This window comes from Variovorax beijingensis, from assembly GCF_003951285.1.
Classification (GTDB): Bacteria; Pseudomonadota; Gammaproteobacteria; order Burkholderiales; family Burkholderiaceae_C; genus Variovorax; species Variovorax beijingensis.
In genome coordinates this window covers 65831-78344 of the sequence record NZ_RXFQ01000024.1, presented here as the reverse complement: position 1 = coordinate 78344, position 12514 = coordinate 65831, and the positions used below count along the sequence as shown (strand labels likewise).

General features: G+C 64.2%; 12 protein-coding genes. 10 read left to right on the top strand and 2 right to left on the bottom strand.

The features are described from left to right. Genes EJO66_RS29015 through EJO66_RS29000 form a run of 4 tightly spaced genes read left to right on the top strand, consistent with a single transcriptional unit; the run spans position 1 to position 4335 of the window. On the top strand, positions 1–1170 hold the full coding sequence (locus tag EJO66_RS29015) for a thiolase family protein (RefSeq protein ID WP_206168902.1): 1170 nt from the start codon (positions 1–3) through the stop codon (positions 1168–1170). A gap of 1 nt (position 1171) precedes the next feature. Continuing rightward, entirely contained in the window at positions 1172–1603 is a 432-nt protein-coding gene (locus EJO66_RS29010) for a Zn-ribbon domain-containing OB-fold protein (RefSeq protein ID WP_125966803.1), read from the top strand. Positions 1604–1612: 9 nt separating this feature from the next. Continuing rightward, positions 1613–3157: a class I adenylate-forming enzyme family protein gene (locus EJO66_RS29005; RefSeq protein ID WP_125966802.1), complete on the top strand. Its 1545-nt coding sequence runs from the start codon at positions 1613–1615 to the stop codon at positions 3155–3157. Positions 3158–3204: 47 nt separating this feature from the next. Then, positions 3205–4335, top strand: coding sequence for an acyl-CoA dehydrogenase family protein (locus EJO66_RS29000; protein WP_420856709.1), 1131 nt, complete (start codon positions 3205–3207; stop codon positions 4333–4335). A gap of 7 nt (positions 4336–4342) precedes the next feature. On the opposite strand, the gene EJO66_RS28995 is transcribed toward EJO66_RS29000, so the two are convergent. Next, on the bottom strand, positions 4343–4960 hold the full coding sequence (locus EJO66_RS28995) for a TetR/AcrR family transcriptional regulator (protein ID WP_164547933.1): 618 nt from the start codon (positions 4958–4960) through the stop codon (positions 4343–4345). 118 nt (positions 4961–5078) lie between these two features. On the opposite strand from EJO66_RS28995, the gene EJO66_RS28990 reads away from it, so the two are divergent. The 6 genes from EJO66_RS28990 to EJO66_RS28965 all read left to right on the top strand — a co-directional run bounded on the left by EJO66_RS28990 (position 5079) and on the right by EJO66_RS28965 (position 11514). Beyond that, positions 5079–6572, top strand: a complete 1494-nt coding sequence (locus EJO66_RS28990; RefSeq protein WP_125966799.1) for an NAD-dependent succinate-semialdehyde dehydrogenase — start codon at positions 5079–5081, stop codon at positions 6570–6572. Positions 6573–6962: 390 nt separating this feature from the next. Then, positions 6963–8078, top strand: a complete 1116-nt coding sequence (locus tag EJO66_RS28985) for a thiolase family protein (protein WP_125966798.1) — start codon at positions 6963–6965, stop codon at positions 8076–8078. Between the two features lie 4 nt (positions 8079–8082). Next, positions 8083–8517 (top strand): Zn-ribbon domain-containing OB-fold protein, encoded by a 435-nt coding sequence (locus EJO66_RS28980; RefSeq protein ID WP_125966797.1) that lies wholly within the window; start codon positions 8083–8085, stop codon positions 8515–8517. After that, on the top strand, positions 8514–9278 hold the full coding sequence (locus tag EJO66_RS28975; RefSeq protein ID WP_125966796.1) for an enoyl-CoA hydratase/isomerase family protein: 765 nt from the start codon (positions 8514–8516) through the stop codon (positions 9276–9278). Before EJO66_RS28980 ends, EJO66_RS28975 begins: the two co-directional genes overlap by 4 nt. Continuing rightward, positions 9275–10381: a CoA transferase gene (locus EJO66_RS28970; RefSeq protein ID WP_125966795.1), complete on the top strand. Its 1107-nt coding sequence runs from the start codon at positions 9275–9277 to the stop codon at positions 10379–10381. The genes EJO66_RS28975 and EJO66_RS28970 overlap by 4 nt, the downstream gene beginning before the upstream one ends. After that, the gene (locus tag EJO66_RS28965) at positions 10378–11514 is read left to right on the top strand and encodes a CaiB/BaiF CoA transferase family protein (RefSeq protein ID WP_125966794.1); all 1137 of its coding nucleotides are present in this window, start codon (positions 10378–10380) and stop codon (positions 11512–11514) included. The genes EJO66_RS28970 and EJO66_RS28965 overlap by 4 nt, the downstream gene beginning before the upstream one ends. Before the next feature lie 11 nt (positions 11515–11525). On the opposite strand, the gene EJO66_RS28960 is transcribed toward EJO66_RS28965, so the two are convergent. Beyond that, positions 11526–12464 (bottom strand): LysR family transcriptional regulator, encoded by a 939-nt coding sequence (locus EJO66_RS28960; protein WP_125966793.1) that lies wholly within the window; start codon positions 12462–12464, stop codon positions 11526–11528. Positions 12465–12514: the final 50 nt, after the last annotated feature.

Below are 12514 nucleotides of genomic sequence, written 5' to 3'. Positions count from 1 at the left end.
ATGGCAAAGAAGAAGGATGTCGCAATCGTCGGCTACGGCGAAACGCCCATCGTGCTGCGCGGAGGGCGCAGCTCGTACGACTTGGCGAGCGAAGTGCTTGAGCAGATCTTGAACCAGACCGGTGTCGAGAAGTCCGAGATCGACGGGATCTGCGTGTCCGAGACCATGAGCGAGACGAGCAACCCGTTCTGGGCGGTGTTCCTCGCTGAGCATCTCGGCCTGCAGACGAACTGGACTCAGATCAACGGTATGGGCGGTGCGTCGACCGCGGCCGGCATCATCCGTGCCGCCTCCGCCATTCGCGACGGCCTGTGCACAACCGTGCTGGTGGTCGCTTCCGACGCGCAGTCCAGCTACCCTCCGACAGAGCAGGGTGGGCCGCGCTGGGAGTTCCAGTACCCCGTCGGCCTGCGCGGGCCCACCGGCGTGTTTGGCATGCTGATGCAGCGCTATGAGCATCAGTATGGGCTGAAGTACGAAGCGCTGGCGAAGCTCGCCGTCACCCAGCGCAACCATGGGCTGATGAATCCGAACGCCACCGCAAAGCTCAAGGCGCCGCTGACGGAGAAGGAGTATCTCGATTCGAAGTTCGTTTCTACCCCGTTGCGCGTTCTGGACAGCGTGATGGTGTGCGACGGCGCCAATGGCGTGCTCGTGACGTCCACGGAGAACGCGAAACGCCTGGGCTTGAAGAAGGCCGTCTATCCGGTGGGTTACGGCGAGGTCACCAACTACAAGGTGGACGACCTACTGGCCGACATCACGGAGAGCGGCTTCACGGTGGCAGGCCCACGCGCGCTGGCTCAAGCCGGCATGACTCCCCAGGATGTCCGGATGTTCCACCCTTACGACGACTTCCTGATTGCCATCATGCTGCAGCTCGAGCAGATCGGCTTTTGCGGCAAGGGCGAGGGATCGGACTTCATTCTGAATACCGACTTGAGCCACAAGGGCAAGCTGCCCCTGAATACGGGCGGCGGCCAGATCTCGGCAGGACAACCGGGTCTCGCGGGCGGCGGCCTCAACCTGGTTGAAGCCGTCCGGCAGATGTTCGGCGAGGCGGGCGAACGCCAGGTGAGCGACCCGCGCAATGCGATGGTGACTGGCATCGGTTCGATTCCGTATGCCAAGAACTGGAGCTGTTCCAACGTGCTGATCCTGGAGCAATGACATGAGCGAAGCGAAGACAGAACCCAAGAAGCCCGTGCGCCCACTGCCGCGGCCCGACATCTACACGAAGACGACGCCGTTCTGGGAGGCGGCCAACGAGGGAAAGCTGCTGTTGCAATACTGCAAGGACAGCGGAAAGTACCAGTGGTTTCCCCGCGCAGGCAGCATCTACAGCGGCAAGCGCAACGTCGAGTGGCGCCAGGCCTCGGGTCGCGGTACGGTGTATTCGTACACCGTGAGCGTCGCTGCGTGGCCGGGCCACGAAGACCGTGTTCCGTACATCTGCGCTTATGTGGAGTTGGAGGAGGGCGTCCGCATCCTCGCCAATCTGTTCAACGTGAAAGGCGAGGACGTGAAGGTCGGCATGCCCGTCAAGCTGATGTTCGAGCGCCTTTCGGAAAAGTTCAACTATCCGGCCTTCGAACCGGCCTGAAGGCGCACCATGAAGTTCGCTTCATTCCTCGCCTCGCATGCCGCAACCATGGGTGGCAAGGATGCCGTGGTCTGCGGTACGGAGCGATTGAGCTTCGCAGAGTTGGACAAACAGACCACCCGACTGGCCCAGGCACTGCGTGATCAGGCGAACGTGACGCCAGGACAGCGGGTGGCGATCTACTTGCCCAATAGCGTCGCTTTCGTACGGGCTTTCATTGCGGTGATCAAGGCGGGCGGTATCGCCGTGCCTGTGAACCTTCCGCTTTCGGTGCCGGAGGTCGCGCACATCCTCTCCGATTGCGCACCTCAGGCCGTCTTCATCAGCGAAGCCACGCGGGTCAACTTCGCCCGCGCTGCCGAGGCAGGGCCGCACATCCTCTCCATCGCATGCGGTCCGGGTTGCGAAGCAGACTTGCGGCAGGATGAACTGTTGGATGCCGGCGAGCCGCGAGCACCGCTCGACATCCCTTTCGATGCCGATGCCTGCATGGTGGGCTACACCTCTGGGACGACGGGTCGTGCGAAGGGCGTGGTGCTCACCCAGTCCAACTACGCGTTCGTCAACGGATACCTGAATGGCTGGCATTGGCATCTGACCTCCAATGACCGGCACCTGTGCACCACGCCGCTGGCGCATCGCACCGGGATGGCGCGCCTGATGAACATGATCCTGCATGGCAGCACCCTGGTGGTGATGCCGCGCTTCGACGCATCGGAAGCGGCCCGACTGGTTCGGGAAGAACGCATCACGGTCCTCGGTATGGTGCCGACCGTCGGGCGGATGATGCTCCAAGAGGTCGAGGCGCGGCCCGAGGATTTCGCGTCGCTGCGCGTTGCCCTGGTGACTGGTGAGGCGTTTCCCCTGGTCGTGAAGCGTCGGCTTTGCGATGCGTTGCCGCACGTGCGCTTCTACTCGTTCTACGCCATGACCGAGGCGGGGGCCATTGCCTGGCTCGATAGCGATGAGCAATTCACTCACCCTGACTCGGTCGGGCGCGTGTGGCCCGGAGTGGATGTCAAACTCGTTGGCGACACCGGCGAGCAGGTCCGGGTAGGCCAAGTCGGAGAGATCTGGGTAAGAAGCGGGGAGCCGGGCTGCTTCTCAACGATGCGCGAATACTTCCATCGTCCGGAAGACACAGCCAAGACCTTGCGCAACGGATGGGTGGCCACGGGCGACATGGGCCGGTTCGACGAGGGCGGCTATCTGTACCTGATGGACCGCAAGAAGGACATGGTGCTTTCTGGCGGCTACAACATCTATTCGAAAGAAGTCGAGCAGGCGATCCAGACCCATCCAGCCGTTCGCGACGCTGCAGTGATCGGCGTTCCCGATCATTTGTTCGGCGAAGCCGTCGCCGCCTACGTGGAGCTGGACGATGGCGCTCATCTGGACGCCCAGGGCGTCATCGACCATTGCAGGGAACGCATTGCGAGCTACAAGAAGCCCAAGTACGTTTTCTTCGTTCCGGCGCTGCCTCGCAACAGCACCGGAAAAGTGATGAAGACCCAATTGCGCGAGCTCTATCACTCCGAAACCACCGCCGCCTGAAAGCGGCCCCCACGCAATCCATACACATGTCTTACGTATCCCCCTGGATGACCCCCGAGCTCGAAATGCTGCGGGATGCCGCTCATCGCTTCTTCGAGGCTGAGTTCGTTCCCAACGAGGAGCGCTGGGCCAAGGATTTGCTGATGGACCGCGATGCCTGGAACAAGGCCGGCGCCATGGGTCTTCTGTGCGCGAGCATTCCGGAGGAATACGGCGGAGGCGGCGGAACGCTGGCCCACGACATCGTGGTATTCAGCGAGCAGGCGCGCAGCATCATCGGGAGCTTCAGCAATACGGTCCACAGCGGCATCGTGGCGCACTACCTCCTGCACTACGGGACAGAGGAACAGAAGCTGCGCTGGCTGCCCAAGATGGCGAGCGGCGAGTATGTAGGTGCCATTGCCATGTCCGAGCCCGATGCGGGGTCCGATCTGCAATCGATCAAGACCCGTGCTCGTCGCGATGGCGACGCGTATGTCATTGATGGTGCCAAGACGTTCATCACGAATGGCTATCACGCCAATCTGGTCTGCGTCGTGGTCAAGACCGACCCGGGCCAGGGCGCGAAGGGAATTTCGATCGTCGTCGCCGAGACCGAAGGGCTGGAGGGCTTCCGTCGCGGCCGCGTACTGGAGAAGATGGGTAACAAAGGATCGGACACCGCGGAGTTGTTTTTTGACGGATGCCGGGTTCCCGTCGAGAACCTGCTTGGCCCAACCGAAGGAATCGGCTTCTCGCAACTCATGGCTCAGCTTCCCGTGGAGCGTCTCTACATCGCGATGAATGCGGTGGCGCAAATGGAGCGGGCGGTGGCCCTGACGGCGGACTACGTCCGTTCGCGGCGCGTCTTCGGCAAGAACCTGTCTGAACTCCAGAACACTCGCTTCAAGCTGGCCGAGTGCCAGACCGAAGCCACAGTCGCACGGGCGTACGTCGATAATTGCGTGGTGCAGGCCCTCAGTGGAGACCTGGACAATTCCGGCGCCGCGATGGCCAAGTTGTGGGCCACGCAGAAGTGCGTGGAAGTGGTGGATCGCTGCCTGCAAATGCACGGTGGCAACGGTTTCATGATGGAGTATCCGATTGCCCGCATGTACACGAACGTGCGGGTTGGCCCGATCTACGGCGGGTCCAACGAGATCATGAAAGAGATCATCGCGCGCGCGCTGCTGAAGTGACTGCTACTCACCGACGGAAGCTGTCGAGGCGCGCACCGAGCAGTGCCCGGGCTTCGGCGCGGACTTCCGCTTGCGGATTCACCAGCTGGCGAACCAGCAGCCCATGTGCCAGCGGCAACAGCTGTTCCGCCTCGTGGCGCGGATCGAGAGAGGCCTTGAATTCTCCAGCAAGGATGGCATCGCGAATCAGGTGGGCCCAGAAGCGCTCCTGCCGCAGATAGCGGGTCCTTTGGTGCGCCGACATCTCCTCGTTGCGCGTGCTGGCCGCTAGATAGTTGATCCAGAATCGCCAGAAGCGGTCTCTCGATGTGCGGCACACATAGCCGAGCACGAGCCGCCGCAACTGCGTCGCAGGCGAGCCGCGGTATTGTTCCCAGTCGGACGGCAGCTCGTAGGCACTTTCGAGCGCCGCGATGAGCAGGCTCTCCTTGTTGCCGAAATGGTAGTTGATCGTGCCCGTGGAGAGGCCGGCCACATCCGCGACCTGCCTCATGCTGATGCCTTCGATGCCATGTTCGGAAATCAGCTCATAAACCGTCTCGAGCACGTGTCGGCGCGTCGTTTCCTGACCAGGTCGTGGCCGGGATCGCCTTGCGGCAATTGCATCGTTCGCTTGGCTGTTCACGGTGCGATTGTCAGTGCGCACGCCGGTGGCAGAGGCGGCGCAAACGTGAGATTGTCTGGTGCGACGTGAGTATTCGTCGATTGAGCGCTCACGGGCTCTGCGGAGAATGCGTCGAGCCATGACGCTCAAAATATCCCAATTCCAAACCCTCGCAGATCGACTCGCCGACAAGACGCTGCTGCGGCAGCTCAATCTGATCGATGGCGAATGGCGCAGCGCCGCCTCCGGCGAACTGCATCCGGTCGTCAATCCCGCAAACGCCGCCCGGTTGGCACACGTGCCTGCTTCGGGCGCGCAGGATGCCACCGCGGCTGTCGAAGCGGCGCACCGCGCCTTGCCAGCCTGGTCCGCGCTTACCGCGAAGGAACGTGCGGCTGTCCTGCGGCGTTGGTTTGAATTGATCCTTGCGCACCGAGAAGATCTCGGCCTCATCCTTGCCAGCGAGCAGGGCAAGCCATTGGCCGAGGCCATTGGTGAGGTGGTCTATGGCGCGGGCTTCGTCGAGTGGTTCGCAGAGGAATCCAAGCGCGTGTACGGCGATGTCATCCCGCCGCACGTTCGTGACCGCCGCCTCGTCGTCGTGAAGCAGGCCGTCGGCGTCGCGGCGATGGTCACACCCTGGAACTTCCCCAGCGCCATGATCACCCGCAAGGCGGGGCCCGCCCTGGCGGCTGGATGCACGGTGGTGCTCAAGCCTGCGGAGGACACGCCGTTGTCGGCGCTGGCGCTCGGTGAGTTGGCGCTGCGCGCGGGGGTACCGGCGGGTGTGTTCAACATCGTGACCACGGCAAAGCCGGCACCGGTAGGCGAGGTCTTTACTACGCACCCTGCGGTGCGCAAGCTGTCCTTCACCGGCTCCACACGTGTGGGCAAGCTGCTCATGTCGCAATGCGCAGGTACAGTCAAAAAGGTGTCGCTCGAACTGGGCGGCAATGCGGCCTTCATCGTGTTCGACGACGCCGATCTGGACGCCGCACTGGCGGGCCTGATGGCAGTGAAATTCCGCAACACGGGGCAGACCTGCGTCAGCGCCAACCGCATCTTCGTGCAAGCCGGCGTGTTCGACCGTTTCTGCAGTATGCTGAGCGAGGCGGTCGCCGGCATGAAGACTGGCGATCCACTCACGCCGGGCATCCAGCAAGGTCCGCTGATCAACCAGGCCGCCCTGGAAAAGGTGCAAGTGCTGGTGGGCGATGCCTTGGCCCGCGGTGCCAAGGTGGAAACCGGCGGCACCGTGCATCAACTCGGTGGGCTCTTCTTTCGGCCGACGGTGCTCTCCGGAATCACGGGCGATATGCGCATGTGCCACGAAGAGATATTTGGGCCGGTGGCACCCCTGCAACGTTTCGAGCATGAAGCCGAGGTTGTCGCCCAAGCCAATGACACGCCTTACGGCCTGGCGGGCTACTTCTACAGCCGGGACGTCGGCCGCGCATGGCGGGTTGCCGAGGCCCTGGAGGTCGGCATGGTGGGTGTGAACGAGGGCGGCATATCCACCGAACTTGCTCCATTCGGAGGCGTGAAGGAATCCGGCATCGGGCGCGAAGGCTCGAAGTACGGGATCGAAGAGTACGTCGAGACGAAGTACATCTGCTTCGGCGGCATCGCTTGAGGCCCGATCGTAGGGGCTATTCTCTCCAGACTTGATGCGCACGAGCTGATCCCACTTGCTCGTGGAGACGGAGTGTCGACATCGGTCGGCACTGGATCCGCTCATGCCAATCCGAGGATGTCGAAATGATCCCCGCGTCGGCATCGCGCGGCCTTGCAGTGGCGCATCCGAAGGGCAGCTGAAGTCACCCCACGGACGGGGGCGCTGTCTGCCGTTCAAGCAATCTCTGCATTCGGCGAGATGGACGTCCGCCGGTCTTGACGAGTCGATCTCCGGCGGCCCTATTCCGTTCGGTTATGCGGCTCCTCAAGCCTTTCTATTGGACTGCGAAAGAGCCCTGAGCCACGATTCCCTTGTACGCCATCCGGCGTTCAACCTGAGAGGAATCAAATGTCAGACTGGTCGCTTCGCGACAGGGCCTGTGTCGTCGGCGTAGGAACGACGGCCTATGGATCCTTCCCCGAATCGGATGCCTATGGGCTGGGCGCGGACGCGCTCCAGCGTGCCGTTGAAGACGCCGGCCTGAAGCCGGAACAGATCGACGGGCTGATCGTCAGCCGCATCCCATCGTTCGAGCGCTTCGCCGAAGTCGCAGGGCTCAATCCGCGCTTCACCATGCAGACGCCTGTGCATGGCCGCTTCGCCTCGATCTCGCTCGAGCTGGCGGCCAACGCGCTTGCCTGCGGCGAGGCCAACTACGTCGCCCTGGTGTATGGAAACAACGGGCGCTCGCAGCGGATGAACTATGGCGGTGGCGACGCCACCTGGTCGCCCTGGGGGATGACCTCGCCGGGCGCGCTGCACGCGATGATGTGGCGCCATCACATGAACCGGTACGGCTCACGTTCAGAAGACCTGGCCCACGTGGCGGTGGCGTTCCGCAAGCACGCCATACTGAACCCGGACGCCGTGATGCGGGAGCCCCTGACCGTGGAGCAGCACCAGGCAGGGCGCTTCATTGCGGATCCGCTGCGGCTGAATGACTATTGCCTGATCAACGACGGTGGCGTGGCCTGGATCATGACCACGCCCGAGCGGGCCCGCGATCTGCGGTGCAAACCTGTGTTCGTGAGCGGCTATGCCCGCCGCGACACCTACGACAACAGCTCCACCTTCCACCCGGACCTGTGGCATCCGGCCCTGCAGGAGGTTTCCCGGGAGGTGCATGCGCGTTCGGGAATCTCGCGCGACGACCTGAGCGGCCTGATGATCTACGACAACTTCACGCCCACCGTGCTTTTCGCGCTCGAGGGCATGGGCTTCTGCGAACGCGGCGAGGGCGGCGCATTCGTGCGTGACGGCATGCTCGAACTCGGGCGCGGCCGCTGGCCCACCAACACCAGTGGCGGCCACCTGTCGGAGTCATACATGCAGGGCTGGGCATTGATCGCCGAGGCCGTACGTCAGCTGCGCGGCAGCGCGGGCGAGCGGCAGATCCCGGATTGCAAGGCCCTCCAGTACATCTGCGCGACCAACTGCGCCACTTCCATCATCTTCAGGAACTGAGTCCATGAGCGAAACATCGACTCTCTACCGCAAGCCGCTCCCCGTCGTCGACGTCTGGAGCAGGCCCTTCTGGAATGCCTGCCGCGAGCATCGCCTGCTGATGCAGCGCGACAAGGCGACCGGCGAGTTCTGGTTTCCGCCTTCGCCGGTCGCGCCGCGCACGCTCTCCAAGGAATGGGAATGGGCGGAGCTCTCTGGCCTTGGCACCGTCACGTCGTGGGTGGTCTTCCATCAAAAATACTATGCCGGCTTCGCTGACGAGCTGCCGTACAACGTGGCAATGGTCCAACTGGACGAAGGGCCGTTCATCTTCACCAACCTGGTCGGCATTGCGAACGACGAGATCCGCATCGGCCAACGTGTTCGCGTGACGTTCCGCGACGCCAACGAGCAGGTTTCGATCCCGGTGTTCGAGCCGGTGGGGGAGGACGCTCGATGAGCACGCCGCAAGAACCTGTTCTGCTGGAAGATCGTGGCGACTACGGACTGATCCGGCTGAACCGCCCGGCCCAGCGCAACGCCATGAACAGCGCGGCCCGTAAAGGACTGCTTCAGTGCCTCGAACGGGCTCGCAGCGCACACAAGGTCTTGGTCATCACGGGGCAGGACGGCAGCTTTTGCAGCGGCGTGGACTTGAAGGAGGTCGCATCTGCCACCCAGCGCGAACGGGAGCTGGCTCCGCGCGAGTGGGTGGAGGTGTTGCTGGCGATCCGGCGTCATCCAGCCGTCTTCATCGCGGCCATCGGAGGCTATGCACTGGGCGGCGGCGTGTCGTTGATCAACGTGTGCGACCTCGCGATTGCCGCACACGAAGCGCAGATCGGCATGCCCGAGCTCGGCTTTGGCATGTATCCCGCAATGGCAGGGCCTTCTACGCAGATGATGCTGCCATCAAAGCGCGCGGCCTGGATGGTGTTGACGGCTGATCGCATCGACGGCCGCACGGCCGCCCAGTGGGGACTGGTGAACGAGAGTGTGCCGTTGCCCGAACTGGAGGGCGCCGCGGACGCTCTGGCGAAACATATTGCCCGGCATGACGCCATCGCACTCTCCGAGAGCAAGCGCGCGCTCGAGATGATCCCGAAGCGAATCACCGAACTGGAACCGGCGTTCGACTACGCGATGGCCCTCAACGTCGGGATTCGGACGCGCACGACGGCCCAGACCGAAGGCATCGCAGCGTTCAAGGACAAAGCATGACGAAGCTGCTCCAAGGCCGTGTTGTGCTCGAGGCCGTTTCGCCGCGCAGCAGTTGGGGTGTGCGGCTCGCTGCGGCTTTCGCGGGTCGAATCGCTGCCGACCTCGGCGCGCAGGTTGTCTGCCTGCAACCTGCCGGCGAGGCCGCGCTGCCGGATACGAACGCTGCGATCGAAGAGGCCTCGGCGCTCCATTCGTTCCTTTCTGCAGGCAAAAACGTTGTGACGGGCGTCGGGGGCGACGCGGCCTCGACACTGGCGCGAGAAATCGCAGGCGGTGCGAATGCCTTGCTCGGGGACGATTGGCTGCGCAATGCCGCGGCCGAAGCGCTCGGCCAGAAGCTGGCTGCCGGTGCTCCGCGCGCTATCGTCCAGGTGGGCATGCTGCCCCGCCAGCGAGGACACGAACCGCCGGCCAGCGAGTTCACCGTCGAAGCGGAGAGCGGCTTGCTGGATCTGGTCGGCGATGCATGTCGCGAGCCCGTGCGCCTTGCCGGCCACCAGGTCGCTTACTCCGCCGGGCTGGCGGCGTATACCGGCATGGTGGCGGCGTTCTGTCGCCGCGGGCCGCAGCCGCCAGTCGTTCGGGTGAGCCTGCTGGAAACGGCACTGTGGCTGAACTGGAAGAACCTGGCAACGGTTTCCATTGGCGAGACGCCTGCCACGCGGTCCGGCCAGGCGATGAGCTGGCCGGTGGTGCGGTGTGCGGACGGCTGGGTGGCGGTGGTCTATCAACCCCACGAGTGGGAGACGCTGCGCGACACGTTGGGTGATCCGCGCCTGCGAGATCCCCGGTTCGGTACCCCCGCGGGCCGTGCTTCGCACGCGTCCGAACTTGCGGCGCTGTTCGAAGGTTCGCTGGCCAGATTGACGCGGGGCGAGGTGAACGCGCTCGCCGCGCGACACCGGTTGCCTCTGGGGGTCGTGCAAAGCGCCGGTGAGCTGGCGGACGATCCGCACTACCGCGCGCGGAGCTTCGTGCGCTCCGTCGCGTCGGATGCAGGCAGTGTGTCCGTGCCGCGCCTTCCAGTTCTCTGGAGTGGTGAGCTGTTCGCGCCGGGGCGAATTCCGGCGCGAGGCATGCAGGAAGAGGAGACTTTGGCATGACCGGTCCTCTCGCAGGCTGCAGGGTCCTGGACCTGGGCATCATCACCGCTGGCGCGGCGACCTCGGCCATGCTCGCCGACCTCGGGGCCGATGTGATCAAGGTGGAATCGCCGGGCTACCACGATCCGTTCCGTCGCTGGAGCGGACCCGGTGGCGCTGACGATTCGCCATTCTTCCGGTTCACCAACCGCAACAAGCAGGGAATCGGTATCGACATTAAACGGCCTGAAGGCAGGGCGGTGTTCATGCGCCTGGTCGCCCGTTCCGACGTGGTGGTGGAGAACTTCCGGCGCGGCGTGCTGGCCAAGCTAGGCATCGACTACCCGCAACTGCGCGCAGTGCGGCCTTCCATCATCCTGGCCTCATTGTCCAGCCATGGCGAGTTCGGCCCGGACGCCGACCGCGTATCGTTCGGCACGACGCTCGAAGCGATGTCGGGTCTTGCGGCGGAGACAGGGTACGTGGGCGGAACGCCGACGGTGAGCGGCCGTGACCTGAACTATCCCGACCAGGTCGTCGCGATCTTCGCGGCGGGCATGGTGATCACAGCCTGGCATGCAGCCCAGGGCCGCCAGGGAGTGCACCTGGACCTGTCTCAGCGCGAGCTGACGAGCTTCCTGCTTGGTGAGCGCTTCGTGCAGGGCGCTTCGGGCCGGCCCCGGGGCAATGCGGATCCGCTCTATGCGCTCCAGGATTGCTATGCGTCTCGGGACAACGTGTGGATTGCCGTCAGCGTGGAGCAGCGGCAGCTGCCGATGCTGGCCGGACTGGTGGCCGATTCAGCCATCGGACGGATCCAGGACCGCCTGGAGCGGTGGATGGCCACTCGCACGGCTGAAGAGGCCGTCGAAGCACTGGCCGCGCTGGGCATGGCCTCTGCGCCCGTGCGGGACGGGAAGGAAGCCGCCCAGGGGCGGGGTGTCTCCTGGTGGGAAGCCGTCGGGACCCTGCCTGATGGCTCTCTCGCCAAGGGCTTCCCGTTTCAATTCGAGGACGAGCCGATGCAATTGACTCGGCCCGCACCCTCGATCGGGCAGGATACCGCGCAGGTCTTGCAAGATCTCGGCGGCTACACGCCGCAGGAGATCTCGGCCCTGCGCAAGGACGGCGTGATCGAATGCGCCGACGCCTGATTCCGTTCGCGTCAGTCTTCGCCGATCCAGGTGGCACCCACCCAGCGGCCTTCCTGGATCAGGGTGCGGGTGAGTGCGTTCAGTTCATTGGCAACGGCGCGAACCGCCAGGGAGTTGCGGCGCATCATCGACACGGCAATTCCGGTGCGGCGCTGCAGCTCCTCGTTGGCCAGCGGCGTGAACTTCAGTTGCCCGCTGGCCGCTTCCGCGGCGACGATGTTGATGGGCAGAACCGCGTAGCCGAGGTTCAAGTGCAACATCTCCTTCTGCACCCGCGTGTCGTTCGTTTCGGCGATGACGTTGAGCTTGACGCCCTGGGCCTCGCTCGCGTGGTCGAGGATCAGGCGCAGCCCCCGGTAGAAGGTCGGCAGGATCAAGGGCAGGCTCACCAGGCGCTGCAGACCAATGGGCTCGCGTCCATGGTCTTCCAAGGCCGGGCCGCCAACCAGGCACAGCTGTTCCGCAAAGAGAGGCTGCATGTCCAGCTGGCTCGACTGCTTGTAGTCGGTCAACATCGCGAGGCCGACGTCGCCCGATTCCAGCCACTCGCGCAGCCGGTCCGAATAGCTCGTGAATATGCGCAGCAGCAGGTCCGGATGGCTGGTCCGCAACGCGGCCACCAGCGGGGCGGCAATCATTTCGCTCTGGCTCGTCAGGAGCCCCAATTCCACCGTGCCGCGCACCGCACCCGGACTGGCGGCAAGGATGTCCGTGCGTGCGCCGTCGATTTCCCGAAGTGCCCGCCGCGCCCGGTCGATCAGGCGCGCGCCGGCGTCCGTGAGGTCCATGCCGCGCGGGGTGCGCTCGAACAGCGTGGTGCCCAGTTCGTCCTCGAGCATGCGCAGCTGGCGCGAGAGCGCGGGCTGCACCAGGTGCAATGTTTCGGAGGCGCGGGTGATGCTTCCCGTATCGGCGATGGCCAGGAATGCGCGCAGCTGCTTGATGTCCACCTCGTGTCTCCTCGCCGCGAAACTTCGTCGCGTTCGTACTGGATTCTAAG